General features: G+C 59.5%; 22 protein-coding genes. 13 read left to right on the forward strand and 9 right to left on the reverse strand.

Features of this window, described 5'->3' with window-relative positions:
• The first annotated feature begins 37 nt into the window (after positions 1–37).
• The 3 genes from OHL21_RS03765 to cobA are packed head-to-tail and all read left to right on the forward strand — an operon-like array spanning position 38 to position 3,129.
• A complete protein-coding gene (locus OHL21_RS03765) occupies positions 38–1,711 on the forward strand; it encodes a nitrite/sulfite reductase (RefSeq protein WP_263415905.1) in 1,674 nt (557 codons plus the stop codon).
• Between the two features lie 6 nt (positions 1,712–1,717).
• Positions 1,718–2,353 carry a precorrin-2 dehydrogenase/sirohydrochlorin ferrochelatase family protein gene (locus OHL21_RS03770; protein WP_263415906.1) on the forward strand — a complete coding sequence of 212 codons (636 nt, stop codon included), beginning with the start codon at positions 1,718–1,720 and terminating at the stop codon, positions 2,351–2,353.
• Positions 2,350–3,129, forward strand: a complete 780-nt coding sequence (gene cobA / locus OHL21_RS03775) for a uroporphyrinogen-III C-methyltransferase (protein WP_263415907.1) — start codon at positions 2,350–2,352, stop codon at positions 3,127–3,129. Before OHL21_RS03770 ends, cobA begins: the two co-directional genes overlap by 4 nt.
• Here cobA and OHL21_RS03780 read toward each other — a convergent pair.
• Genes OHL21_RS03780 through OHL21_RS03790 form a run of 3 tightly spaced genes read right to left on the reverse strand, consistent with a single transcriptional unit; the run spans position 3,073 to position 7,980 of the window.
• The gene (locus OHL21_RS03780; protein WP_263415908.1) at positions 3,073–5,634 is read right to left on the reverse strand and encodes a serine hydrolase; all 2,562 of its coding nucleotides are present in this window, start codon (positions 5,632–5,634) and stop codon (positions 3,073–3,075) included. The genes cobA and OHL21_RS03780 overlap by 57 nt on opposite strands.
• A gap of 34 nt (positions 5,635–5,668) precedes the next feature.
• On the reverse strand, positions 5,669–6,487 hold the full coding sequence (locus tag OHL21_RS03785) for a TIGR03435 family protein (RefSeq protein WP_263415909.1): 819 nt from the start codon (positions 6,485–6,487) through the stop codon (positions 5,669–5,671).
• Positions 6,488–6,495: 8 nt separating this feature from the next.
• Positions 6,496–7,980 (reverse strand): sodium:solute symporter, encoded by a 1,485-nt coding sequence (locus OHL21_RS03790; protein ID WP_263415910.1) that lies wholly within the window; start codon positions 7,978–7,980, stop codon positions 6,496–6,498.
• A gap of 38 nt (positions 7,981–8,018) precedes the next feature.
• On the opposite strand from OHL21_RS03790, the gene OHL21_RS03795 reads away from it, so the two are divergent.
• Positions 8,019–8,945, forward strand: a complete 927-nt coding sequence (locus OHL21_RS03795; protein WP_263415911.1) for a BadF/BadG/BcrA/BcrD ATPase family protein — start codon at positions 8,019–8,021, stop codon at positions 8,943–8,945.
• A gap of 202 nt (positions 8,946–9,147) precedes the next feature.
• Here the strand turns inward: OHL21_RS03795 and nagA are convergent, their stop codons facing one another.
• Both nagA and OHL21_RS03805 read right to left on the reverse strand, forming a co-directional pair.
• Positions 9,148–10,293 carry an N-acetylglucosamine-6-phosphate deacetylase gene (gene nagA / locus OHL21_RS03800; RefSeq protein WP_263415912.1) on the reverse strand — a complete coding sequence of 382 codons (1,146 nt, stop codon included), beginning with the start codon at positions 10,291–10,293 and terminating at the stop codon, positions 9,148–9,150.
• A 144-nt stretch (positions 10,294–10,437) separates the two neighbouring features.
• Positions 10,438–12,582 (reverse strand): beta-N-acetylhexosaminidase, encoded by a 2,145-nt coding sequence (locus tag OHL21_RS03805; RefSeq protein WP_263415913.1) that lies wholly within the window; start codon positions 12,580–12,582, stop codon positions 10,438–10,440.
• Positions 12,583–12,676: 94 nt separating this feature from the next.
• On the opposite strand from OHL21_RS03805, the gene OHL21_RS03810 reads away from it, so the two are divergent.
• Positions 12,677–14,425: a hypothetical protein gene (locus OHL21_RS03810; protein WP_263415914.1), complete on the forward strand. Its 1,749-nt coding sequence runs from the start codon at positions 12,677–12,679 to the stop codon at positions 14,423–14,425.
• Between the two features lie 366 nt (positions 14,426–14,791).
• Here OHL21_RS03810 and OHL21_RS03815 read toward each other — a convergent pair whose 3' ends face one another.
• Entirely contained in the window at positions 14,792–15,382 is a 591-nt protein-coding gene (locus OHL21_RS03815) for a D-sedoheptulose-7-phosphate isomerase (protein ID WP_263415915.1), read from the reverse strand.
• 112 nt (positions 15,383–15,494) lie between these two features.
• Here OHL21_RS03815 and uxaC point away from each other — a divergent pair, with 112 nt between their 5' ends.
• The 4 genes from uxaC (at position 15,495) to OHL21_RS03835 (ending at position 19,722) form a co-directional block, all read left to right on the forward strand.
• A complete protein-coding gene (gene uxaC / locus OHL21_RS03820) occupies positions 15,495–16,892 on the forward strand; it encodes a glucuronate isomerase (RefSeq protein ID WP_263415916.1) in 1,398 nt (465 codons plus the stop codon).
• Positions 16,893–17,125: 233 nt separating this feature from the next.
• A complete protein-coding gene (locus OHL21_RS03825; RefSeq protein WP_263415917.1) occupies positions 17,126–18,388 on the forward strand; it encodes a tagaturonate epimerase family protein in 1,263 nt (420 codons plus the stop codon).
• A gap of 59 nt (positions 18,389–18,447) precedes the next feature.
• Positions 18,448–18,936: a gluconokinase gene (locus OHL21_RS03830; RefSeq protein ID WP_263415918.1), complete on the forward strand. Its 489-nt coding sequence runs from the start codon at positions 18,448–18,450 to the stop codon at positions 18,934–18,936.
• A gap of 9 nt (positions 18,937–18,945) precedes the next feature.
• Positions 18,946–19,722 (forward strand): SDR family NAD(P)-dependent oxidoreductase, encoded by a 777-nt coding sequence (locus tag OHL21_RS03835; protein ID WP_263415919.1) that lies wholly within the window; start codon positions 18,946–18,948, stop codon positions 19,720–19,722.
• A 66-nt stretch (positions 19,723–19,788) separates the two neighbouring features.
• Here the strand turns inward: OHL21_RS03835 and OHL21_RS03840 are convergent, their stop codons facing one another.
• Positions 19,789–20,547: a glucose 1-dehydrogenase gene (locus OHL21_RS03840; protein ID WP_263415920.1), complete on the reverse strand. Its 759-nt coding sequence runs from the start codon at positions 20,545–20,547 to the stop codon at positions 19,789–19,791.
• Between the two features lie 197 nt (positions 20,548–20,744).
• Here OHL21_RS03840 and OHL21_RS03845 point away from each other — a divergent pair, with 197 nt between their 5' ends.
• Genes OHL21_RS03845 through OHL21_RS03860 form a run of 4 tightly spaced genes read left to right on the forward strand, consistent with a single transcriptional unit; the run spans position 20,745 to position 23,776 of the window.
• Positions 20,745–21,224, forward strand: coding sequence for a cupin domain-containing protein (locus OHL21_RS03845; protein ID WP_263415921.1), 480 nt, complete (start codon positions 20,745–20,747; stop codon positions 21,222–21,224).
• A complete protein-coding gene (gene kduI / locus OHL21_RS03850; protein ID WP_263415922.1) occupies positions 21,224–22,054 on the forward strand; it encodes a 5-dehydro-4-deoxy-D-glucuronate isomerase in 831 nt (276 codons plus the stop codon). The genes OHL21_RS03845 and kduI overlap by 1 nt, the downstream gene beginning before the upstream one ends.
• A complete protein-coding gene (locus OHL21_RS03855) occupies positions 22,055–23,134 on the forward strand; it encodes a sugar kinase (protein WP_263415923.1) in 1,080 nt (359 codons plus the stop codon). It begins immediately after the preceding gene.
• On the forward strand, positions 23,135–23,776 hold the full coding sequence (locus OHL21_RS03860) for a bifunctional 4-hydroxy-2-oxoglutarate aldolase/2-dehydro-3-deoxy-phosphogluconate aldolase (RefSeq protein ID WP_263415924.1): 642 nt from the start codon (positions 23,135–23,137) through the stop codon (positions 23,774–23,776).
• Positions 23,777–23,950: 174 nt separating this feature from the next.
• On the opposite strand, the gene OHL21_RS03865 is transcribed toward OHL21_RS03860, so the two are convergent.
• Positions 23,951–25,162: an alginate lyase family protein gene (locus OHL21_RS03865; protein ID WP_263415925.1), complete on the reverse strand. Its 1,212-nt coding sequence runs from the start codon at positions 25,160–25,162 to the stop codon at positions 23,951–23,953.
• 22 nt (positions 25,163–25,184) lie between these two features.
• Positions 25,185–26,693 carry a sugar transferase gene (locus OHL21_RS03870; protein ID WP_263415926.1) on the reverse strand — a complete coding sequence of 503 codons (1,509 nt, stop codon included), beginning with the start codon at positions 26,691–26,693 and terminating at the stop codon, positions 25,185–25,187.
• Positions 26,694–26,808: the final 115 nt, after the last annotated feature.

Raw genomic sequence — 26,808 nt, forward strand, 5'->3', positions numbered from 1 at the left:
CGCCCAACCCCAAGATTCGAGGAAGCTTAGCAACGCCATGATGTCGCCTGATGCAGTGCAAACCGCGCCCGTGAAAGAGACCAAGGCCCAGAAGACTGAGCGCCTGAAACTTGCCAAGAACCCGTGGGATGCTTGGTCGGATGTGGAGGCGTTTGCGAAGGCCGGTCATGGATCGGTCGCTGCAGAATGGGCAAATCTCTACTTTAAGTGGTGGGGCATTTACACCCAGGGCGACGGCATTGGAGCTGTAGGCGGTGTAGGCGGCGAGGGGAAGGCCACCGAATACTTCATGATGCGTATTGCGGTGCCCGCCGGCTTCCTGACCAGCAAGCAGGCCCGCGTGGTTGCCGACCTGACAAAGAAGTATGCCCGCAACCTCGCTGACGTTACGACCCGGCAGGCGATCCAGTTGCACTGGCTGACGATTGAGTCGCTGCCCATCATTGTGCAGGAGCTCGAAAAGGTTGGACTTTCCTCCAAGAGCGCCTGCGGCGACGTCGTCCGCAACGTGACCGGCTGCCCGTTGGCGGGAATCGATGCTGAGGAGATTACCGACTCCTCCGAGCTGGCGAAAGAGGTTGCCGCGGAGATGAACGGCAATCCCGAGTTCTACAACCTGCCCCGTAAGTTCAAGATCTCGGTGAGCGGTTGCCCCGTATGGTGCTGCTATCCCGAGATCAACGATCTCGCTCTTACCGCCATCAAGCGTGGCGATGAGATCGGTTACAGCCTGCGCGTCGGCGGTGGTCTCTCCAAGGAGCCGCACATGGCGGTCCGCCTGCCGGTCTTCCTCAAGCCCGAACAGTGCGTCGAGGCCGTGCGTGGCGTTCTGCGGATCTTCCGGGATCAGGAAGCTCTACGGAAGGACCGTGCCAAGGCCCGCATCAAGTACATGTTTATGGAACACGGCTGGACGGCAGAAACCTTCACGGAAGAGCTGCAGAAGCGGGTTAGCTTTACCCTCGAGCCGGCGGTCGAGGAAGTGTTGCCTGAGGATGTGTTTCGCGATCACTGCGGCATCCGTAAGCAGAAACAGAACGGACTCAGCACGGTTGGCATGAGTGTTCTTCGCGGCCGCCTGAGCGGTGAGCAGCTCGAGAAGGTGGCGAACCTGGCCGATGAGTTCGGCAACGGAGAGCTGCGTACCACCATCATGCAGAACCTGCTCATCCCCAATGTTCCGACGGAGAAGGCGCAGGCGCTGGCAGCGGAGCTGGGCAAACTGGAACTGCGCGTCGAGGGCTCGCCCTTCTGGCGTGGAACCGTGGCCTGCACCGGAACCGAGTTCTGCAAGCTGGCGATCAGCGAGACCAAGGGCTTCTCGCGGTGGCTGGTGGATGAGATCGAGGAGCGCCTGCCGCAGTTCGATCAGCAGATCCGTATCAATGTGACCGGTTGCCCGAACGGCTGCGGACAGCACTGGATCGGCGATATCGGTCTGGAAGGCAAGAAGGTGAAGGTCGACGGCAAGATGGTTGACGCCTTCAATTTCGCCGTGGGCGGAGCAGTTGGCAAGTATCAACGCCCTGCGCGTCCGATCGGCTACCGCGCGGCCGCAACTGAGGTACCCGAGGCTATCGAGCGTCTGCTGCGTGGCTACCTGGCCAAGCGTGAGCAGGGCGAGAACCTGCGTTCCTACTTTGCCCGCACTACGGATGAGGAGCTTCGCAACCAGCTCGCAGGAGCAGGTCCGGCGACGATTGGTGAGTAACGGGCCATGAGCAGTCTCTTCCCCATGTTCCTGAAGCTCGACGGCCGTAGATGCCTCGTCGTAGGCGCCGGCCGGATTGCCGATGGAAAGGCGGAGGGGCTGCTGCGGGCCGGCGCCGACGTCACGGTAATCGCGCCGGAGGCGAACGAGTCAGTCCGCGCCCTGGCTGCGGCCGGAAGCGTGAGCTGGCACGAGCGCGAGGTGCGGGCCGGAGATACGGCCGGCTTCTTCCTTGTGGTTGCAGGAACCAACATCGCCGCCGTGAATCGCGCTGTTGTCGATGAAGCACGCGCCGCGAACATTCTTGTCAATGCTGTCGACGATCCGCCGTACTGCGACTTCTACTATGGCTCCATCGTCGAGCGTGGCGATCTGCAGATCGCGATCTCGACCGCGGGTGAATCTCCCGCGCTGGCACAGCGCTTGCGCAAGGAGATCGATGCGCAGCTTCCGCCCGATACAGGAGAGTGGCTGGCCGAAGTAGGTAAGTTGCGCCGCGAGGTGATCGAGATGGAACCGGTCGCCAATGACGAGCGGAAGTGGATTTTGCACCAGCTCGCCCAGCGTGAAACCTGTCGCAAAGATGACTGCCCGTCGCGTACGATGGCCCGCGAACATGCCGCTGAGGTGACGCGGAAATGACGACGGCACGCAAAGGCGTTGTCTATCTCGTAGGTGCAGGGCCCGGCGATCCTGAGCTTCTGACGGTGCGCGCCGTGCGCCTTCTTGAGACCGCAGACCTGGTGCTGCACGATGATCTTGTGCCAGGCGCGGTGCTTGCGCTGATTCACTCTGGAGCTGCGGTTGAGTCCGTTGGCAAGCGCTGCGGCCGCGCCCGTATTACGCAGCAGGCAATCAATGCCATGTTGGTCGAGGAAGCCCGCAAGGGACTTTCGGTCGTTCGCTTGAAGTCGGGTGATCCCATGGTTTTTGGCCGTGCTGCTGAGGAACTGGATGCGCTGCGCGAAGCGGGCATTCCCGCTGTTGTTGTCCCTGGCGTCTCAGCTGTCTTCGCCGCTGCAGCCACGTTACAGACGCCATTGACTGACCGCCGGTCCGCCTCACGGCTCATCCTGGCGACAGGCTCTCATGCCGAAGGCAAGCAGGCTCCGCCGCTCTGGCAGGGAATGCTGCCGGACGAAGCAACATTGGCCGTCTACATGCCCGGACGGGACTTCGCCGCTACCGGCGCCGAGTTACTGGCCAACGGTATGGATGCGACAACGCCTGTCGTTGCGGTTTCTCGGGCAGGTCAGCCGGAACAGTCTGTGGTGATGGGACGTGTCGGCACCATGCATACGCTCGAGCCGGGTCACGCGCCTGTGCTTCTGCTCATTGGCCGAGCATTGGAAGACGTGGTCTCAGGGAAGATAGCCGTAGATCAGGGCCTTCGACCGCTTCTCGCGGAACTCAGTTAATCCCGGCTCCCACATTGCCACGATATCGTGCGGATCTTTGTCCGCCTTGATCGCGTCGATTGTGGCCTGGTTTACCAGCAACCGATTCGCTCGATCCAGATCAAGCTGCTGCGGATATAGGTGATGCAGCGCCGCCAGGATCTCCAGGCCCAGAGCGGGCCCGTCGAGCCGTGTACGATCCGTCACCACAATGCGCACGCCCGGGACTGACTGTCCATGGAAGGGATATTTGTGCTCATCTTCGGCGACCTTCAGTGTGGTGGCTTCGAAGCGCACCTGCGTGATCTTGCGGCTGTTCAGGTAGGCCACAAGCTCATCTGCTTTGATCCACGGAGCTCCGAACTGTTCAAAGGGAAAGTCGGTGCCACGGCCGATGGAGGCATTGGAGGTCTCTACCAGGCCCAAGGCCGCATAGATGGTCACCGAGGCCATGGTACGCAGGTTCGGGCTCGGATTCTGCCACGGCAGCCCTGTCTGATCGAACCACAGCCCGCGGATGTAGTTCTGGGTGCGAATGACAGTGAGCGGCGCATCCAGAGGGTTACCGTTTGGTCCGAGCTTGTTCTGGTTGAAGTAGCGGGCTACCTCACCGAGGGTCATGCCGTTCTGCGAAGGCAGACCAGCCATATAGTTGGTGTAGGCGTCGTGGCCTGCATCGGAGAGCGGTCCACCGACGGTGGTTCCCGCCGGCATCGCCGGACGATCGAGAATCACGATGTCGAGGCGGTGATGGTACTGCTGCTCTTCCTGGGCGGCAGCCTCGAGGAAGTAACCGACCTGTGCTTCATAGGTGTAGTAGCGGAAGCCCGCATCCTGCAGGTCGACAAAGACGGCATCGAGGTTGGCGAGGTCCTCGTGCTTCGGATGACGGGCGGCGACCGATGCATAGAGCGAGATGACGGGAAGACCAGAAGCTTTGTCCTTGCTGGACTCGATCCCCTCGCGATCCTCGGCGCCCAGAATGCCATGCTCCGGTGAGAAGAGCGTCGTGAGCTTCAGCCCAGGAAGGCTGGCGTGTGCGAGGATATCGATGGTGCGCTTACCGCTGCGATCAAGACCGGTGTTATTGGTCAGCAGGCCGATGTTCAGGTGGTTGTCATGGTGCGCGAGTAGTGGCTTGAGCTGGGCAAAGTTCTGCGCTTCGAGAGCGTCGATGCCTGGAAGAATCTCTCCTCCGGTCGCGGTCTTTGATCCGGGAGTGTAGAGATTGAGTGCCTGCGCGGTTGCGGTCGCGATCTTGCCGCGTAAGGGAGTGATCGGCGGGCGGCCCTTGGGGTGAATGGCATTGGCCAGCAGAATGACGTACGTATTGCTGCGCGGATCCATCCACAGGCTGGTGCCGGTGAAGCCGGTGTGTCCGAAGCTGCCGATCGGGAAGAGATCGCCGCGCGGCCTGGAATAGGGCGAGTCGATATCCCAGCCATAGCCACGCAGATACTTTGCTCCGCTCGGCTGTTCGGGCTGCGCCATCAGCTTCAGCGTCTCGGTCTTGAGGGGGAAGGCCGATGGGCGTCCCGCAAGCCTATCGAGCAGAGCCTGCGCATAGATGGCGACATCCTGCGCGGTGGAGAAGACGCCGGCATGGCCGGCGACTGAACCCATGCGTCGTGTTGTCGGGTCGTGAACCGATCCTCGAATGAGCTGGTCAAAGTGCGGATTTACCTGAGCATTGAGTTCATCGTCATGTGCCGTCGGAGCGATGTTGGGAATCAGCGTGCCGGGCCATGTGCCCTCGGCGCATTTGTACATCGCTTTGCTGTCCTCATAGACCAGAGCCGCGCCGACCTTCTTCGCATGTCCGCATACCTTGTCGAACGGAAGGTAGCGGGTGTGCGTCATCTTCAATGGTTCGAAGATATGTTTCAGCGCATAGACGTCGAGTGGTTCCCCCGAGAGCTTTTCGACCAGGGCTCCGGCGGTGATGAAGTTGATGTCGGAATAGACGAACTTCGCTCCCGGCGGATTAATCGGCGTGGACTCCATCGCACGCTTGATGCCTTCAGCCTTGTCCGGAGCGGCCAGCCCCCACGGATCTTTCAGAGAGACATCAGGAGCCAGACCGGAGTAGTGCGTCAGGACCTGACGGATGGTGATCTTTTCTTTGCCGTACGCGGCGAAGGCCGGCAGGTACTTGGCGACCGGATCGTCGAACTGGAACTTGCCCTGCTCATAGAGCTGCATCATCGCCGTTGCGGTTGCAATGCACTTGGTTAGCGAGGCCATGTCGAAGATGGTCTCTTCGGTCATCGGCTCGGCTGCGGTCGAACCATCGGGACCGATCTCGCCGGCTGCCTTGCGGTCCCCGTAAGCCTTGTGAAAGACCACCTTCTCATCGTGCCCAATCACAACAACACCGCCGGGAAGTTGCCCGGCCTTCAGAGCATCGGCCATGAGCGTATCGATAGAAGAGAAGCCCTGCGGTTGGGAAGAGAAGTCCTGTGCGTGCGACAGAGTGCTGACAGCAAACAGAAAAGCGGCGGCGAAGACTTTGCGCATAGCGGTCATTTTGGGGATAGCTTCCAGTGATTGGGGATTACCGTTAGTTGTCTGTTGGTTTGTCGGCTTTGTCGACCACGAGGGTAGAGACCGGGCCGTGAGTTGCGGTTATCTTCAGACCGAGCTGTTCCTGCAATGCGACGAAGAGCGGCGGGCTGGGCGCGTCGTTGGATGCCCGAGGCACCTCGCCTCCGAACTGCGTCTCGTCCGGAGCCCACTCCAGGTCGAAGTCATAGCGCCCGGTCAACCCTGTCTTATCCACCACGGGACGGTCAAGCATCGCGCGCTGCATCATGGCGGCCAGTTCACCGACGGTTGCGTTGCGTGCCGGCAGCACGATCTTCGAAGGGGGGTACACGGTGGCAATCAGCGCCGGCGGATCATCCGGCTTCATCGTGCTCGGCTTCAGCTTTGGTCCGTGAGGCGCCACGGTGAGCTCATAGATGGAGAACTCTTTCTGCTCACGATGGAAGGCAAGATGGAACCGCTCGGTGAGCAGGCCCCGCAGCATGGCCATCTGTTCGGTGCGGACTGGTTTGGTATCTCCCGGTGTCAGGGCATCGATGTTGTAGTGCTCTGAATCGAGCCAGGCAGGCCCGCCGGAGATGGTTCGCGGGTTCAGATCATAGGCTGCAGCGATGAGCAGTTTGAGGGTGTAATCGCGGACGACGAAGCGATTGTTGCTCTCCATGCGGAAGTAGCGGCCGCCTTCCGGATTGTGCTCGATCGGTTTGACGGTTGCGACTTCGAACCCATCGAACTTTGGCCGGGCTGTCGATGTTTGCTGCGCGGAGAGCACCGCGGTTGCGGCGAGAACCGCGGTCGAGGCTGCCAGAGCTGTGATCAAAAAAGGCCGGATCATACAAGACCTCACGCAGGATCTTTGGATTGGACGAGGCTGATGCCCGCTCCGACGGCAACCGTAACTGCCGAGCCGAGCAGCACGTACCAAGTGTAGGCAATCGGCGGCAAACCTGGAATGGATGGGATGATGTGGATGCTGCTCAGCCAGAGCACCAGATTAACGGTGAAGCCCGCCACCATACCCGCAATCGCGCCTGTCTGGGTTGCAAACTTTGTGAGCGTCCCTAAGAGGAAGACCCCGAGCAGTGAGCCGTACGCGACCGAAGCGATGGAGAGGCCCGTTTCGACAACATGGCCCTTGCCTCCCGCAAAGACCGAGTAGACGGCGATCGCAAAGAGGATCAGCGCCCAGACGCCAGTCGCGATACGCGACAGGCTGGTGCGTTCGCTCTCCGTGGCCTCGGGGCGGATCCGCATGTAGAAATCGACGACTGTAGTCGATGAGAGCGAGTTTAATGCCGCGCTCAGATTCGACATGGCCGCCGCAAGAATGGCGGCGATCAGCAGACCGGCGATGCCGGTCGGCATCTCACGCACGATGAAGGCGGGGAAGATACGGTCCGCGCTGCTGAAGCCCGGTGTGCCGCTCGATGGCTGTCCGTAGAAGACCCAAAGGCCGGCTCCGATGATGAGGAACAGGAGGAACTGCAAAAAGACAACGCCACCCGATGCCAGCAGGGCCAGGCGCGACTCCTTGAGATTCGTGGCAGCTAGCAGTCGTTGCACCATCAACTGATCGGTGCCATGGGAGGCCATGGTGAGGAAGGTGCCGCCCAAAATGCCGGCCCAGAAGGTGTAGGTCTTCACCAGAGAGAAGCTAAAGTCGAGCCAGTGTAGTTTGCCCACCGCCGAGGCAGCTTCATGGATGTGCGGCCAGCCGCCGGGCACATGGCTGCCGAGCGTAATCAGCGCAACAAAAGTGCCGGCGATGTAGAGCGTCATCTGCACCACGTCGGTCCAGATCACCGCGGTCATACCGCCCTCGAAGGTGTAGAGCAGGGTCAACGCAGAGATGATGGCGATCGACAGGACGTCGTTGGTTCCTATAGCCAGTCCCACCACGATGGAGATGGCGAAGACGCGAACTCCTTCAGCAGCCGCTCTGGTGATCAGGAACAGACCTGCGGTCACGGTGTGCAGCGTTGGTCCGAAACGGCGGCGAATGAGTTGATACGCCGTAAACAACTCGCCATGAAAGTAGCGCGGAAGGAAGAGGACGCAGATGACCAGGCGCCCGATCATGTAACCCAGGACGAGCTGCAGAAAACCGAAGTTCGAGGTGAAGGCGACGCCTGGGACCGAGATGATGGTCAGCGTACTGGTCTCCGCCGAAACGATGGAGAGGGCTATGGCCCACCACGGAATCGTCTTGCCGCCCAGAAAGTAGGAGCTCAGCGATTTGTCCTGCGATCGGAAGCGCAGACCGAAGAGTGTGATGCCAACAAGATAGGCGGCCACGATGGCCAGATCGAGCGGGTGCAGGCGAGTCATCTACGTGTGAGTGTACGGGCACGGTATGATCACTGGCTATGGCGTTTTATCTGGGAATGGATGCCGGAGGCTCCCGCACTCGCGTGGCTGTCAGTGAGGATGGCCGGGAGCTGGCCCGTGCGGAAGGTGAGAGTATCAAGACGCTGCGGATCGCAGAGGGCGATGCCGAAGCTCGTCTCGGAGCCGAAGTGCGTTTTGGAGCATTGATAGAGGAGCTTGGTTCCAAAGCGGGCGTTGATCTGCGATACGTCGAGCGGAGCAGTGTCGGCCTTAGTGGGGCGAGTGTGCCCGCGGTTCGGGAGTTTGTGGATCTCGTACTTAGCCGCCGCGTGGGCGGGACGATTGAGATTGTTGGCGATCAGGTGATTGCTCTAGACGCAGCATTTCCTGGTGGCGACGGAATCTTGGTAATTGCAGGCACAGGATCCAATGTCGGTGGACGTTTCGGAGACACCTTGTTTGGCGCCGGCGGCTGGGGACCAATGCTCGGAGATGAAGGTTCGGGCTACTGGATTGGGCATGAGGCCCTGCGGTCCGCCACCAAGGCGCGTGATCGGGGAGAAGCGCCGCTAGTGCTTACGGAGGCAATGCGGGTCTGGAATGTCGAAAGTATTGGGGATCTGATCGCAGTGGCTCATCGGCCGGGCACTTCGTTTGCCGCATTGTCGCAAGTTGTGGTGGCCTGTGCAGATCGTGGAGATGCCGTGGCGATTGACGTCTTGCGGCGTGCGGGTGAGGAACTGGCGGCGCAGGTCGTGACGGTCTATCGCAAGATGCAGGCGGCAGGCTTTGCTGCTTCTGAGTGCGGTGTGGCGTATACGGGCAGTGTTCTCGGGAAGATCGATCGCGTCAGAGAGAGCTTCAACGCCGCGGTGCTTAGACAGATCCCCGGCGCACGATTTGTCGAGGGAGAAATAGATGCCGTGGTCGGAGCTCTTTGGAGAGCAGCTCATCCTCGCAAATGAGCCACAAACTGGTGGATGTTCGAGCGAAGCTCGAACATGGGTGGAAGCCGTGGGCTTTTAGCCCACGGTTTACCGGACTCAAAATATCGGGCTTTTGTTTCGATATGCAGAAAAGGCCCAGGGCTAAAGTCCGACATTTATGCTTGCCAACCAGCGGGCTGAAGTCCGCCGCTCCCACCGAGCCAAAGGGTTCTCAGGTTTTCTACGCGAGAAATGTACCGGCCAGGCAGGTGGCCAACAGCTTGCCTTCTTCCGTAAACAAATTGAGGTTTGCAGGCTGTCCTTCCGCAATCACCGGAGCATCCAAACCAAGCATCGTTGCCGGATTCGTGCTTGCCAGTCCTACTGCTGTTGCCAGAGATGTCCCTGTGAAGGCACGAACATTCTCAATCGCCTTGTCGAGCGTGAGAACACTTCCTGCCAGAACGCCGCGTGCGGTGGCGCGTCCATTGGCGACCGTCACCTCGAAGTCGCCCAGCACGTAGGTGCCTTCCGGCATGCCGGTGGCTGAGATGCCGTCGGTGACCAGGATGCCGCGATGCGGTCCTTTAGCTTTGAGCCAGAGACGTACCAGCTCCGGCGCGACATGGACGCCGTCACAAATCAGTTCGGCAAACAGAACATCGCGGTCGAGGACCGCACCTAGGACGCCGGGTTCGCGGTGGTCGAGCGCTCGCATCGCGTTGAAGGTGTGTGTGGCAGAAACTGCGCCGGCAGCGATGGCCGCGTCTGTTTCCGCGAGAGTGGCATTGGAGTGTCCAATCGAGACACGAACGCCTTTCTCTACCGCACGGCGAATCACATCCATTGCTCCTGGTTCTTCGGGCGCGATAGTCAACAGGCGAATGTGACCACGTGATGCTTCATAGAAGCGATCAAAGAGATTCACACTTGGCGCCTGAATCAAATTTGCAGCATGAACGCCGCGCTTGCTGTGGGAGACGAAAGGGCCTTCCAGATGGATTCCAACTGGGCGAGCCTGGCCCGGCTGTGCCGGAGCTTCGATGATATCGGCAAGGCCATCCAGAGCCTGCAACGTGGCATCGATGGGCGCTGTCACCGTGGTGGGCAGAAACTGGCCCACGCCGCGTGTTGCCAGAAAGCTTGCAACCGCAGATAAAGCCGTCGGGTTCCCCTCCATCACATCGTGATTCGCCGCTCCGTGCAGGTGGACATCGAAGAGCGCGGGAGTGATGGTGGCGTTGGGGAAGTGCTTTGCGCCGGCCCGCGTTTCACTGCTCTCGCGAGTGGAGATGTGTGCAATGCGGCCGTCCTCAAGGGTGAGGATGGGGTTTTCGACAATGCCCTGCGATGTAAGGGCCCGTGCGGCTGTAAGAATCGTAGACACTACTCGGTTATGTTACCTGTTCTGGAAGCTGGTTAAAGCATTTCTCCTGTTGCTGGGTGTCCCGTGAAGAGCGTGCGGCGTTTTCATTGGGGAAAACGCCCATAGATGCATACGCCCTGCGCTACGCCCGACAGGAGAAATGCTTTATCGTGCGGTGGCCGGCGGTGCGGGAATCCCCAGGTCGCTGGCGGGTGGCAGTGTGTGGTCGTTTGTCCATTGACGTTGCGCTGTACGAATCTTATCGATGCGCGAGAGCCAGAGCTGAATGGTGAAGTCGTAGCGCTCCAGGTTATTGCGCAGGAAGTAGGGGCGGTTCGACTTGAGCCATGCGGCTTCATACAGATCACGCAGCAGCGAATAGTTGTTGCGCAGGTCCTGCAGCTTGCCGTTCACGGCATTGATCACATTGAGCTCGCGGCTGACCTCAAGACGGTCGTCGCGGTTCTTTGAGCCCTGCAGACTGTAGGCGTGCTGATAGCCGGTCGCCATCTCGTCCGCGAGTTGGAACTTCAGGCCGATCAGGTCGAAGCGGCGTGCGCCGAGCTCCAATGCATCCAGTGCGTCGGTCTCACGCAGATTGGGGTTTGTCACGCGGGCTTTGGCAATCAGCGTCAGCGCTGCCTCGGCATGCAAACGAATCTCGCGCAGCACCGGACGAAGCTGCGCCCCCTGCTTCTGTCCGTCTGAGGACCAGGGATCGATCCAGAAGAGAAGGTCTCCGCCGTCCGCCTTGTAATCAGAGTCCTTCAGCACCTGATGGCAAAGCATCAGCTCCTTCTGTGCCTGGTCGATGGAGCCGGTCATATCACCGTGGAAGCTACGTCCATAGCTGGACTGGAAGGCCGGAATCGAAGCCTGTCCCTGATGCCATGCAGCCTCTGCGCCGAACAGGATGCCATACCAGTCGTTGTTGGCGAGGGCCTCGCCATCGTCGCGCCAGATGGTGTTGAGCTGCCCGGTGGCTCCCAGGCGCTCTCCGTCGGCGGTGAAGTTCTGAATATTGGAGAGTGCGTAGTTGTTGTTGGGGTAGACGCGTGACCAGTTATTCACTCCCGGCGCCACCCAGGTCTCGAAGCCTGCATTCGTGAAGGGCGTTATGTAGCTGTCGAAACTGGCATGCGGGTTATACTCCCATGCCACCGCAAGCGTATCCCGCTTGAACTGCGCGGGCATGGCTTTGAGGAGCGCCGGCTCTTTGTAGGCGATATCACCCCAGAAGAGCAGACGACGGTTCAGCGGCTTCAGATCTGCGACGATTCGCTGCATGAAGTCGAGGTATACCGGGCCAAGCCCGCGCGCATCGACGTCGGGTTTCGTGGCGCCTTTACCAAGATCCACTGTTTCATCTGCGCCAATATGCAGGAACGGTCCGGGAAAGATGTTCGAGAGCTCCGTGAACATATCGCGGATCAGCTTGGTGGAACCAGTAGCACCGGGCGCCAGTACGTGGCCATGTGGTGTCTCTGCCAGCGGTGTGTACTGCTCCCAGTTGAGCAGGTAGTGGAGATGTCCGAAGGCCTCCTGTTCGGGAATGATGGTGATGTGCAGTTTGGCTGCGTAGGTGGCCAGCTCACGTGCTTCAGCCTGTGTCAGATGACCTCCGGGGGGCTGCATCAGCGGATGACCGGTGTACTGCATGGTGTGCTCGAAGTACGGCGAGTAGATGTTGACCTTGTAGGCTGCCAGCACCCGAAGCTGCTTCTTCATGAACTCCAGGGTGGGGAAGGGGCCTCGTGAAAGATCGTCGTGCAGGCCGCGATACTTCAACGCTGGCCAGTCGCGAATTGTGGCCGTATGCAGCACAGCCTGTGTTCCATTGCCCTCGATAAGCTGTTTGGCGGTCTGCAGGGCATAGAAGACCCCGCTTGCGGTAAAGCCTGTTAGAGCGATGCCTTGCTTGTCGGGGATAATCGCATATCCCTCTGGCTTGATTTCGTCGCCGGGCTCCTGGGGTGCACCCTTCGGCAATGCGTCAACGTAGATCGACTTCGCATTGGCGCTGCCATAGCGAGTGACGAAGACGTGGATTGGAGCTCCGGCGGACGGCGTGGAGATGGACCGGGACGCCAGAAACGTCTTGAAGTCGTCTAATGCGAAGGCATCTTCGGGATCGCATGGAGAGGCACACGTTACCTCGATGCCCTGGGTAAGGGGAAAGGTCTCACCTGCTGCTACCTCGCGAGGAACAGGGATCAACGCAAGCTTCGGCGGAGTTGTATTGGCAGAGGATTGGCCAAACAGGGAAGCAGTGCAGCCGAGGAGGATGGCTGCGGTCAAACGATGTGCCATGCAAACCACCGTACATCAGCATTGTGGAAATGGAAACGTCGGGAATGCGACCATGAAGTGATCGATCAATTTTTATGACCGGGAAGGATGTTTAATGCAGTTTTGGCGTATTTGGCTGGTAGGACTTGCATTGCTGATCGGCGGCGGTGCAGCAGACTCAGAGGCTCAGGAGGTACGGAGCGAAAGTGAGGAGACGAAGGCGCTGCGGGCAGAGATGGCCGCTATGCGGAAGGAACTGCAGGCGCAGATCGATCTGCTGAAGGCGCAGTTGGCCATAAGCCGTGCTGCACAACCGGCTTCTGCCGCAGCTCCTGCGTTGGCTGCAGGCGCGGCTTCAACGGCATCCGTTTCAACGGCATCCGTGCCGGTTGTTACTCCTATAGCAGCTCCCGTTACAGTGGCTGAATCATCCAGTGCAGCCACGCCAACACCTGTCCCGGTTAAGCCGGCTGAAGCGATTGTTGCCGCCGTCAAGCCTCCGGCAGCGGCTGATGGCCCATCGAGCTTCCGTTTCAAGGGCGTTTCTTTGACTCCTGGAGGCTTCCTCAGCCTGGACACGATCTATCGCTCGAAGTCGATGGCCAATGAGGTGAATACTATCTTCAGCCAGTTGCCGTATGCCGGCTCGGGTCTGGCGCATGTGAGTGAGTGGTATGGCAGCGGACGTCAGTCGCGCTTCAGTCTTCTTGCCGAAGGGAAGACCGGCTTCGGAAAACTCACGGGCTACTTTGAAACCGACTTCATTGGCGCCGGAGCGACTTCCAATAACAACCAGTCCAACAGCTATGTACTGCGGCAACGCCAGCTCTGGGGACAAGCTGCCTTCAACTCCGGCTGGACCTTTACCGCAGGCCAGATGTGGACCTTGGCGACAGAGAACCGGCGTGGCGCCGAGCCACGCACGGAGAGCCTGCCTACCGTGCTCGATGCTACCCAGCACGTCGGTTACACCTGGGGGCGGCAGGGATCAGTGCGGGTGACAAAGAAGCTTGGAGAGTCAGTGCAGGCGGCGTTCTCGCTGGAGCAATCGCAGGCCTTGTTCAGTGCAACCAACGCGCCCAGCAACTTCTTCCTCGGGGCGCCGGGTAATGCGCTTGGAGCCTTTAATCCGGGCTTCAACTACACCGAAAACCCTGCTCCGGATGTGCTGGCGAAGGTCGCCTACGATCCGGCCAAGCGAGGCGTTTGGCGGGGCCATTACGAGCTTGGCGTAATGGGCCGTCTCTTCCGGGACCGCTACTATCCAACGGGATCGGCGACGCCGCAGAACGACACCAAGGCAGGCGGATCGTTCTTTGTCAGCGGCCGTGTTCCCGTGGGACAGCGGTTTGAGATCGGTGCGAAGGTGCTCGCCGGCCGCGGTGTAGGCCGCTACGGTGCAGCTACTCTGCCGGATGTCACCGTACATCCGGATGGAACGTTGGCGCCGCTGCGTGGGGCTCAGGCCTTCTTCCGCGCAGAGTTCAAAGCGACCAAGAAGCTGGATCTGTTTACCTACGACGGCCTGGAGTATACGCAGCGGCTCTACTACCGCGACGGCAATGGAACTCTGGTTGGTTATGCTCCGCCGTCCATGATGAATACCGGCTGCGCGGTCGAGGCTGCTCCCACAGGGAATACCGGGTTCGTTCCCGGCACGCCTGCGAACTGCGTTGGTGCGACGCGTATGTTGACGGCGCGGTCGGTCGGCTATGTCTATCGCTTGTATGACGGTCCGGCGGGACGTTTTCAGTTCTCGACGGTCTACAGCTACCTGACCCGCGATGGCTGGGCCGGTGTCGGCGGAGCTCCGCGTGCGACAAACCACTTTGTCTACACCGGAGTTCGCTACTTCCTGCCGTAATCGTGGAGAGAAGAACCAAACTGAAAGGGCCGGCAGATGCCGGCCCTGCTGATTTGTTGCTGGAACGCGATGATTAGGCGTATCGATAAATTCAGTTGATCTGACACAGGATGACTGAAACTGGTGGGAGCAGCGGGCTTCAGCCCGCTGATAAAGGCGTAAAAGTAGACGGGCTTTAGCTCTGGGCTCTTTCTATCCAATAGAAGAAAACCCAGGGCTAAAAGCCCATTTCATATTGAGCCGATACACCGTGGGCTGAAAGCCCACGGCTCCCACCGATTCGAGCTTCGCTCGAACATCCCACCCATCGCGCTGCGATGGATGGGGCACCCAGAGTATGGGCTATCTCGAATTTGTCGATACACCCTAGCTCTGCTTCTGGCCTTCGAAGTAGCACCGTTCGGTCATCGCACAGAAGACGTGCTCGAGGGCCAGATGGCACTCCTGGATATGGGCGGTGATGGAGGAGGGAATCGTTACGGTAAAGTCGCACAGCCCGGTCATGCGGCCCCCATCTTTGCCGGTGAAGCCGATGGTGAGCATGCCGCGCTTCTTCGCTTCGTCAATCGCCGAAAGGATGTTCGGGGAATTACCAGAGGTCGAGATTCCAAAGAAGACGTCACCTTCGGCTCCAAGGGCTTCGATTTGACGAGAGAACAGGCGATCGAAACCAAGATCGTTGCCGATTGCCGTCAGATTGGAGCTGTCGACAGTCAGGGCCACAGCGCGCATCGCGGCGCGGTCATGGACAAGCCGGCAGACGAACTCGGCTACCAGATGCTGTGCATCGGCGGCGGAGCCTCCGTTGCCCGCGACCAGGAGCTTGCCCCCTTTTAGCATGGAGGCGGCTGTCGCTTCTGCTGCCGCGGCGACTGTCGATAAGATGGCTTCGTCGGCCAGAACCTTCTGGATGGTGGCGGCGGTTCCGTTGAGATGTTCTCGGACGAGGGATGTCATGTCCCTAGTTTCTAGGGCATGCGTATGAGGCGCAAGTTAATCCTCCTGATGGGAGTCCCTGGACGACGGAGCTGTATGGACTTGATAGGCTGTTTGTTGTGAGGATGAACAAATGCTGAATGAAGCACGTTTGTTCCCGGCGGAGCCGGGTGTACGAAAGATCGCAGAGAAGCTCTATGAGACGGTGCGGGACCTGCCCATCATCTCTCCGCATGGCCATACTGATCCGCGCTGGTTTGCCGAGGATCCGGCGTTTCCTGATCCGGCAGCGTTGCTGATTCAGCCGGATCACTACGTCTTTCGCATGCTGTACTCGCAGGGCGTCAAGCTGGAGAGCCTGGGTGTGCCGCAGGTCGACGGCAAGCACAAGGCGGACTCACGTGAGGTGTGGCGGATCTTCGCGAGGCACTACTACCTCTTCCGCGGCACGCCGACGCGTATGTGGTTGGACTACACTCTCGAAAAGCAGTTCGGCCTCACCGAGCTGCTGACCGAGAAGAACGCCGATGCGTTCTATGACACGATTGCGGCGAAGCTACAGACACCTGAGTTCCGGCCACGTGCCCTCTTCGAGAAGTTCAACATTGAGACGCTGGCCACGACAGATTCTCCGCTCGATAGCCTCGAATATCACAAAGCCATCCGCGAATCCGGATGGAAGGGCCGTGTGGTCCCGACCTTCCGACCCGATGCGGTGGTTGACGCCGAGTATGCCGACTTCCAGGGCAATCTGAAGAAGCTGGGTGAGCTGACGGGCGAGGACACCTCGAACTACAAGGGATATCTGGCTGCGCTGCGTGCCCGCCGCCGTTTCTTCATCGAGATGGGCGCTACCGCGACCGACCACGGCCACCTGACAGCGATGACGGCCGATCTGGGCGAGGCCGCGGCGAGCGCTCTGTATGCGAAGATCCATGCGGGGACGGCCAATGCGAAGGAGATCGAGCTCTTCCAGGCGCAGATGCTGACCGAACTGGCCGGCATGAGTGTGGAAGATGGTCTGGTGATGCAGCTGCATCCAGGCTCTGTGCGTAATCACAATCTCGGTATCTACAAGAAATTCGGCCGCGACAAGGGCGCAGATATTCCGTCGCCGACGGAGTATGTCCGCAACCTGCGTCCCCTGCTGGATAAGTACGGCAATGAGCCCGGGTTCACGTTCATTCTGTTCACGCTCGACGAGACGACCTACAGCCGTGAGTTGGCTCCGCTCGCAGGACACTATCCGTGCCTGCGGCTGGGCCCGGCGTGGTGGTTCCACGACTCGCCGGAAGGCATGACCCGCTTCCGCGAGCAGGTGACAGAGACTGCCGGCTTCTACAACACGGTTGGTTTCAATGACGATACGCGCGCCTTCCTTTCGATTCCGTCACGTCACGACGTAGCGCGGCGCATCGACTGCGCTTTCCTGGCGAGGCTGGTAGCCGAGCATCGTCTTGAAGAGCAGGAAGCCTTCGAAGTCGCCCAGGATCTGACGGTGAACCTGGTCCGCAAGGCGTACAAGCTGTAAGGGAGCCTCGACAGGAGGAGGGCCGGCATTCGGCCGGCCTTTTCTCGTGGTCGTTTTCGGCAATAACGTTCCGGAATACGGTATTTGAAGTGGTTTTACCTCTTCGAAAGCGTTTTCTTGGCTCTATGTGGAATACGAGTTTCCTCACCCTAATCACGGGGCCGCTTTTCGTTTGATATGCTTGGTGTCGTAAAATTGGTTCGACCAGTTAGGGAAATGAGGGAATTAGTTCGATGAGTGACGTATTGCGGCTTCCACAGTTTTCGATCGGTACCGGCGATCGGTTCGCCCACCAGGCAAAGGCGCAGCTTCAGGCCTGCGTGAATGCAGCTAAGGCCGGTGTGGAGGTGGTGCCGGTATGGAACAAATCGAACCGTGAGCACACCATCATCGGCAGTGAGCCTTCGCAGACGCGTGCCGCCGCCGATGCCGCCGTAAAGGCGCTGGGCTGGGATAAGCCCTACTTCCTCGACGCGGATCATATCAATCTGAAGACGATGGGCCGCTTTGTGGCTCCCTGTGACTTTTTCACCATCGACGTTGCGGACGATATCGGCAAGCCTGCGGCTGCTGCTGATGTCGATGCATTTGTGGCGCGTCATCCGGAGCTGGTGGGAACGGTGAACATTCCCGGTATCGCTGAGCCGTTCCGTACCGATGAGGCCTTTGTCCGTGGTGTCGCCAATAAGTTTCTCGGCGCCGTGCAGGAGGCCGGAAAGATCTATCGCGCCATCCTGGAGGCGAAAGGCGAGGGCAAGTTCGTCCCTGAGATCTCGATGGATGAGACTGACCTGCCGCAGACTCCGGTGGAGCTGTTGATCATCCTGGCTGCCATTGCAGACGAGAAGGTTCCGATCCAGACCATCGCTCCGAAGTTTACCGGCCGCTTCAACAAGGGCGTCGAATACGTGGGCGATGTTGCGCAGTTCAGCCGCGAGTTTGAAGAAGACTTGGCCGCGATCGCCTTCGCTGTGAAGAACTACGGCCTGCCGGAGAACCTGAAGCTGAGTGTTCACTCTGGTTCGGATAAGTTCTCGATCTATGCCGCGATTCACAACGCGGTGACCAAGACCGGCGCGGGTGTTCATCTCAAGACGGCCGGCACCACCTGGCTGGAAGAGGTAATTGGTCTAGCCGAGGCCGGCGGTTCGGGCCTGGCGATTGCCAAGGAAGTGTATGCCGAGGCCTTCTCACATGCCGATGAGCTGATGGCGCCATATGCCACCGTCATCGATATCAAGAAGGAAAAGCTTCCTTCAGTGGAAGAGGTGAATGGCTGGACGAGCGAGCAGTTCGTTGGTGCGCTGCGTCACGTGCAGAGCAATCCTCTGTACAACGCGAACTTCCGTCAGTTGATTCACGTTGGCTTCAAGGTGGCGGCGAAGATGGGGCCGCGTTACCTGGAGGCGCTGGAGGCGAACGAGGAGATCGTCGCCAAGAACGTGACCGAGAACCTGTGGGAGCGGCACATCCGTCCGGTGTTCCTGGGCGCTTAAAAAGAAGAAAATACAAAGAGCGCGGCAGAACAGATGCCGCGTTTTTTGTTGAGGCGAAGATGATTCTGGTTTTGATGGGAGTTTCGGGAGCAGGCAAGTCGACAATCGGTCATACGCTGGCCGAACGGTTGCATTGCCCGTTCGCCGATGCGGATGACTATCATCCGCCTGCGAACAAGGCAAAGATGGCGTCGGGTCAGCCGCTGAATGACGACGATCGCCAACCCTGGCTGGAGCGGTTGAATGAACTGATGCGTGAGTGGCACGAGCAGGAAAGCAGCGGCATATTGGCGTGCTCCGCTCTGAAGGACAAGTACCGCGTCACCCTGAGCCAGGGTATGCCGGAAGGGACGGTACAGTTTGTGTTACTGGATCTTCCGAAGGAGACGCTTACGGAGCGCTTGGCGGCGCGTAAGCATGAGTACATGAATCCGAAGCTGCTGGACAGTCAGTTGGCTACGCTGGAGCGCCCGTCCGATGCTGTTATCGTGACGAATGACAGGCCCGTAGATCAGGTCGTAGACGAGATTTTGAGCAAGGTGAAGTAGGAGGGAAAGATGGGGCACAAGCTGTTTGATCTCACGGGTAAGACTGCCGTGGTGGTGGGAGGAACGTCGGGCATTGGCCTGGCAATGTCGCTGGGCCTGGCTGAGGCCGGCGCGGATGTAGTGGCGAGCTCGCGGCGCCAGGAGCAGGTAGACGAGGTTGCCGCGAAGATTGAGGCGCTGGGCCGCCGTTCTCTGCGTGTTCCGACGGACGTAAATGATCGTGCGACGCTGCAGACGCTCGCCGACAAGACTCTGGCGGAGTTCGGCAAGGTGGACATCCTGATCAACTGCGCCGGCAAGATCAAGCGCGAGCCCACGCTGACGGTTCCCGAAGAGACCTGGGACGACATTATGAGCACCAATGTGACCGGCACCCTACGCGCCTGCCAGATCTTCGGCAAGCACATGCTGGAGCGCGGTTACGGTCGCATCGTCAACATCGCCTCGCTGAACACCTTTGTCAGCCTGAAGGAAGTCTCCGCCTATGCGGCCAGCAAGGCTGCGGTGGGCGCGCTGACTCGTTCGCTGGCGGTGGAGTGGTCGTCGCTGGGCGTTACCGTGAATGCGATTGCTCCGGGTGTCTTCCGCACAGACCTGAATGCGAAGCTGCTTGATGAGTCCCCGCGTGGACAGGAGCTTAAGATGCGTACGCCGATGGGCCGCTTCGGTAAGACCGAAGAGCTGGTTGGTGCGGCGATCTTCCTGGCAAGCGATGCTGCTTCGTTTATCACCGGCGAGATTGTAGTGGTCGACGGCGGCTTCCTGGCCAGCGGCGTGAATCAGTAAGGTTCTGTGATGCAGTAGAAAAGGAGCGCCAATGGCGCTCCTTTTTTCATAGAGGGGAATGTTTCCTTAACGTGCGAGCCATCCGCCATCGACATTCAGTACGGTGCCGGTGATGTAGTTGGCGGCAGGGCTGGAGAGGAAGACCGCGGTAGCGGCGATGTCTTCCGGATCACCCCAGCGGCCGGTCGGGATGCGCTCGAGGATCTGGCGGTTACGGGTCTCGTCATTACGCAGAGGCAGTGTATTGTCGGTCGCGATATAGCCGGGAGCGATTGCGTTGACCTGGATCCCGCGCGGCGCCCATTCGTTTGCCAGGGCCTTGGTGAGCTGTGCCACGGCGCCTTTGCTGGCGGCGTACGCAGGCACGCGGATGCCGCCCTGGAAGGAAAGCAGCGAAGCGATGTTCACGATCTTGCCTGGAGCTTTGCGTTCGATGAGCGCACGGCCGACTAGCTGCGAGAGCTGAAAGACAGAGTTCAAATTGATCTGGATGACGCGCTGCCAGTCTTCAAAGGGATAGTCGACAGCTTCGTGCCGGATAATGGTGCCGGCGTTATTGATCAGAATGTCGATGTGGCCAAACTTTGCCGTGACCTGATCGAAGAGTTGTTGCGCACCTTCGGTTGAAGAGAGATCGGCCTGGAAGGCGGCAGCGCTGCCGCCAATGGAGGCGGCGGTGGCTTCTGCCGGGCGCGAGTTGCCATGGCAGGCGACTGTGGCTCCGGCCTCAGCAAGCGCCTGGGCGACAGAGGCGCCGATTCCTGCAGAGGCGCCGGTGACAAGAGCTACTTTGTTGTCGAGACGAAAATGATCAAGTACTGGCATGGGTCTGGCAATAGATTACGGGAAATCGGGAAGTGGTAGAGCATTTTCCCTGTTGCTGGGTATTCCGGAAGAAGAGTGCAGCGGCGTTTTCATTGCGGAAAACGCCCATAGGTGCGGAAGCCCTACACTACACCGGCAGGGAAAATGCTCTGGCGCCAGTTCTGATAAGGTGGGTGGGTAAAAATAGGATTCCGTATATGAAAATTGTGGCAATGACGGCGGCGGCGCTGTTGATGGCGCTGCCTGTGAGTGCACAGGAGTTCGGTCCAGCAACGGTAGACGCGGCAGGAGCCCTGGCTTCGCGAGGAAGAGAATTCCTGGCTAAGGCCAGAACCGCCGAGACCGGTGCCTATAGTGAGACGTTAAAAGACTACGGAAATCACAAGACGATGCTTGCGGCGCGCGCTAAGACCGGCACACCGGAGTATCACGAGGAGTGGAGCGATTTTTTCGTTGTCCTCGATGGCGAATTCACCATGTTGGTGGGTGGAAAGCTGAAAGATCAGCACCCAATCGACGGCAAACCTGGCGAGCTGAGCGGTTCGGGGATTGAGGGCGGAACGAAAATCGCACTGAAGAAAGGGGACGTTTTCCACCTTCAACCGAAGACTCCGCACCAGGCCGTGCTGACTCCGGGTAAGACGCTGCTCTACTATGTCATCAAGGTGAAAGAGTAATGAAGCTGCTGCAGGTTGCGGATGCTGTGCGCTATGAGCGCATGACGACGAATGAGATACGGGAGTCGTTTCTCGCGGATGAGCTGGCCATACCGGGCTCGCTGGAACTGAGATATATAGATCTGGATCGTACCGTGGTTGGATTTGCGGTTCCTGCCAGCGGCGCATTGGAACTGCCCTGCCCGGCGGAGCTGCGGGCGGAGTTCTTCTGCCAGCGGCGCGAGCTGGGCATCCTGAATGTTGGCGGCCCGGGTGTAGTGACGATTGACGGTACTGAGTTCGCGCTGGACAAGCTGGATTGCCTCTACGCCGGCCGTGGATCGAAGCAGGTGACATTTGCCAGTAAGAGTGCTGATACTCCGGCGGCCTTTTATCTGCTGAGCTATCCGGCTCATGCGGAGTGGCCGACGGCGATGGTGAAGTTCGCCGACCTGAAGCCGGTAGAGCTGGGCGCGCTTGAGACCTGTAATCATCGCAAGATCTACAAGGCCATTCATCTTGAAGGCATTCGTAGCTGCCAGCTCGTGATGGGCTTTACTCTGCTGGAGCCGGGCTCGAACTGGAACACCATGCCGCCGCATACGCACATGCGCCGCAGCGAGGTGTACATGTACTTCGATGTGGACGCGGGACATCGCGTGCTGCATCTGATGGGACCGGCAACGTCGACCAAGCACCTGGTGGTTGCAAATCACGAAGTGGCGATCTCGCCCGGCTGGTCAATTCATGCCGGAGTCGGCACCAAGAGCTACGGTTTCTGCTGGGGTATGGGCGGTGAGAACCAGCGTTATGACGATATGGATGCACTCACGATTGCGGACCTGCGATAAATGATTGTCTCGATCAAGCCGGTGACTGAGACCGGACATGACCTGGTGTCTCTCGGTGAAGTGATGGTGCGTTTCGATCCAGGCGAGACGCGGATTGCGCGAACCCGCAACTTTACGGTCTGGGAAGGCGGAGGCGAGTATAACGTCGCCCGCGGCCTGCGCCGCTGCTTCGGGATGAAGACGGCGATCGTGACCGCACTCGTCGATAATCCTGTTGGGCGCTTGGTGGAAGACCTGATGCTGCAGGGTGGCGTCGATCTGCGGTACGTCCTCTGGTCGAAGTTCGACAGCATTGGCCGCGAGTCGCGCAACGGCATCTACTTTCTGGAACGTGGCTTCGGCCGTCGCGGCGCGGTCGGCATGATGGATCGTGGACATACCGCTATTTCCCAGGTAAAGCCCGGTGAGATCGATTGGGATGCGATCTTCACATATGCCCGCTGGTTCCACACTGGCGGCGTGATGGCTGCTCTGAGTGAACACTCGACCGCGGTGGTGCTGGAAGCGATGCTCGCCGCCAAGCGTCACGGAGTCGTGGTTTCCTTCGACGCCAACTATCGGCCTTCGCTATGGAAGGAGCGTGGTGGGCGGCGCGCTGCGGTGGAAGTAAACCGCATGCTCGCCGAGCATGTCGATGTCTTCTTCGGGCACGACGGAGACTTGAGCGCGGAGCTCGGGAAATCGTCGCAGGGACCGGCCTGGCATACGATCGAGAGCTTCGGTGAGATGGCGCAGAACGTGATTCGCCACTTCCCGGGATTAAAGGTCCTGGCGACGACGATGCGCCGTGTGCACTCAGCCAGCTGCAATGACTGGGGCGCTTTCGGCTATGCCAACGGCAAAGTCGCCGAGGGAATACGGTACAACAACCTCGAGATCTTTGACCGCGTGGGAGGTGGCGACTCATTTGCCTCCGGCCTGATCTACGGCTTGTTGATGGGACGCGATCTGAAGTGGTCGCTTGATTGTGGTGTGGCGCATGGGGCGCTGGCCATGTTGACGCCGGGCGACAGCTCGATGGCGACACTGGCCGAGGTAGAAGGTCTAATGGCCGGTGACGGCGCAGGAGTGAAGCGATAAATGGCTGCAAAGCAGGAGATTCTTAACAGGATTCGTGAGGCTTGTCTGGTGCCGGTGCTGCGCGCCAGCAGTCCGGAGAAAGCCGTGCGCATGGCACGGGCCGCAGCCGAGGGCGGTGTGATCGTCATGGAGGTCACGATGACGGTGCCGGATGCTGTGAGCGTGATCCGCACCCTCGTCAAGGAAGACCCGCAGATGCTTATCGGTGCAGGCACGGTGCTCGATCCGGAGACGGCGAAGATGTGCATTGCAGAGGGCGCGCAGTTCGTTGTGAGCCCCGCGTTGAATCTGCGTACGGTGCAGTACTGCCGCGAGATGGATATTGCGGTATTTCCCGGTGCGCTGACGCCGACCGAGATCGTGACTGCGTGGCAGGCCGGTGCTGACGTGGTTAAGGTCTTTCCAGCGGGAGCAATGGGGGGAGCGAAGTATCTGCGCAGCCTGAAGGCTCCGCTGCCGCAGATCGAGATGATTCCGACCGGTGGCGTTACGGTCGATACGGCACAGGACTTTCTCTCAGCCGGTGCGTTTGGCCTGGGAGTTGGCGCTGACCTGATGGACGAGCGCGGCCTTGAAAATGGCGGTGTGACCACCAAGGCGCGCGAGTATATGCAGGTCGTGAAGAGCTTCCGCGAACGGTAGATGGGCTGAGTGTTGAAAACGGAGCGCTACGAGCGCTCCGTTTTATTTAAACGGAACGATAAATTCGGTTTTCATCGCTGTTAGAAATGATGGGTAGCTTAACCCACCCTAGCGTTGCGAGGGTGGGGCACCCGGGTGGAAACGCTGAAGACCGGGGTCCCCGTTCGATCGAGCTTAAACGCCGGGGACGCGGCGGGACCACAGCAACGGCTGCCGCGCAGGATAGAGCCGCAGCAGCGCAAGATTGTCGAGATCGGCTGGATCCGGGGGCAGAGCCTTCCAGATCGCCGTGTATTCCGGCCTCTGGTAGGCGCGTCCGGCCAGATAAAGCGAGAGAGGACGGAGCGGGAGGTCGCGAAAGTTCTGCGCGTCAGCGGGATAGCGCCACTGCTGCTTGCTCTCGAGCGACGGAGCCAGAAATGCGACGGCGGAACGCAAACTTTTTCCATCGCTGGTCTGGAAGGTCCACTGCGATTCGAAGGGTGTGGAGAGTACCTCGCAGGCCAGCGCAAGGCACTCCAGGTGAAAGATGGAGTTGGCGTAAGGGGCGGGGCTTGCCAGCGCTGCCGGGAAGTTGCCATCCAGTGAGATCAACGTCAGCAGGACCTCGCGGAAGCGGCGCAGGCAGTATCCGGAGATGGTGGCGATATTGGCGAAGCGAGAGTATTCGCCGGCCTGTGCAACCCAGCAGATGCCGTGGATGGAACGCGTATCCCGCTCTCCCTGACCGAGGGTGGAATCGTACATCCAGTGTGCGTAGTCCGCGAACCAGGAGCGAAGTCCCTTGAGATCCGTCTCCGGAAAATCTTCCGCGGTCGCCAGAAAGCTGATGGCCCGGACAACCTCGACGAGATATGTAGTTTCGAGGATCCCGGTAGCCCGTCCCTCGGCCACGCCTTGAATCGCCTGCCCATGGTTCAGCGACGGATTCATACGGGTCTCCGGAGTCAGAAACCACGCCCGCAGATGGAGAAGGGCAGCGCTGATATACTTCGCGTCTTTGGTGATCAGCCACGCTGCGGCAAATGCCGGAATCACCTGTGCCATGCGCAGCAGGGCATCTCCGTGAGCATGAAATGCATTCGGATTGCGCTCGCCCTGATGTCGTACCCAGGGCTTCTCCGGATCGACGTCGGGAAACCACTCGGGATCTTCGGAGTAGAAGTCGTTCGGCGTTCCCTGAGATCGTTCCGCCGGAAAAGCTGTGATGGTCGAGGGCTTGTGTTGAAGATAGATCCCCGCCAGACGGAGGATGCGGTCATGATCGAGAGCTGCAACGTCAGGCCGGGTGGTTCCCGCAGGCAGACCAGGCACCTGTGCGTGCATTCTGAGGCCGAAGGCGCCGGCGATGGCAAGAAAGTGGCGGCGATCCATGGCTGGAAGCATACCGGATATTTCGACTGTAGGACTAAGAAGCTCCGCGCCCCTTGAGCACCGCCGGTAGGGTCATCAGGAGAATGCGCAAGTCGAGCATCAGCGTCCATGTGTCGATGTAACGGAGATCCAGGGCGATCCAGCCGTCGAAGTCGAGGTTCGATCGTCCTGAGACCTGCCACAGACCTGTCACTCCCGGCTTTACGGAGAACCGGCGCATCAGGCTCAGGTCAGAGAACCGGCTGACATCTCGTGTGGGCAGGGGGCGCGGGCCAACCAGAGACATATCGCCGAGTAAGACATTGAACAACTGGGGCAGCTCGTCGATCGAAGTCTTGCGAAGCAACGCTCCAAGTGGCGTAATGCGTGGATCGCGCTTGATCTTGAAGACGGGACCGGAGGTTTCATTCAGGTGTTCGAGCTTCGACTGCTGGCTCTCAGCATCCACCACCATGCTGCGGAACTTGTACATGGAGAATGGATTCTTGTTGAGACCATAACGCGTCTGCTTGAAAATGATCGGCCCTTTGCTGGTGAGCTTGACCGCAATGGCGACCAGCAGAAAAAGAGGAGAGAGGATAATGATCCCCAGCAGCGAGGCTACAACATCGAATGCCCGCTTGAGGAACCGCCGGCTGTCGTGGTGCACCATCTGCATCACGACGCGGTCCTGATCGCGGCGGAGTTTCTTGGTGATGGAGGTCGTAAAGATGTTTGTGAGGTATTGCGACTGCACTCCCGCAGCCTCACATAAATCGATCACGCGCTGGATCTCTTCGTAATGCGATTTGAGAGGAAGGGCAATGAAGACCTCTTCTACAGGAAGACGCATCAGCACATCGTGCAATGCCGCAACTTTACCGAGATAGGGAGCATGGATGCGCTTTTCCGAGTCCGGCTGCGGTTTTGAATCGACAAAGCCGATGACCCGGTAGTCCCATTGAGGATGATGCGGAAGATCCTGCAGCAGCTTCCGCGCCAACGGGCCGCTGCCGATGACCAGCGCAGTCCGTGGAGCACGTGTGTAGCTGTGAACGTAACCGGCTGAAATCCTCAGCAAGCCACGGGTGGCATAGATAGAACCGGTTGCCAGCAGAAAGAACATCGCACTCGGGCGAATGATGTTGCCGCCTGTCGAGCGTTCGATGAGTGCAAAGATAGCAACGGGCGTGCAGCCCAGACCAGCCAGCAGAATGCGGCTGGAGAGATGCCGGAACGATGCCGCGCGATAGAGGCCTGCAATCCAGAGGACGAGTCTCCATGCGGCCAGACAGATGAGAAACAGGAGCAGGTTTCGCATGGAGATGCGAAGGCCGAGGAACGTCTTGAGGTGTGATGGATCGATTGAAGTGCGATAGTTTGCCAGTGTCGTAACGGCGAGGCTGAAGGAGAGAAGCAGCAGATCGAACCAGGCGACAGCGGAGTTGGAGTAAAGACGGACAGCCGCCTTACTCTCGGTCATGCCGAATCCCGAAACCGCGCGAGACGGATCCCGTCCAAGGGAGACGTGACCATCGGAGATCATTCCTGGTGTCGTTGCCATACAAGCGATTCCTCTTGGCTTCCGTAAAATAGCGCAGCTCAGGACAGCCATCCAAACACATAGAACGAGCAGGGGAACGACTCTGCACGTTACAACCTGAAGTGAGATTAACACC

This window comes from Terriglobus albidus, assembly GCF_025685425.1.
GTDB lineage: Bacteria > Acidobacteriota > Terriglobia > Terriglobales > Acidobacteriaceae > Terriglobus > Terriglobus albidus.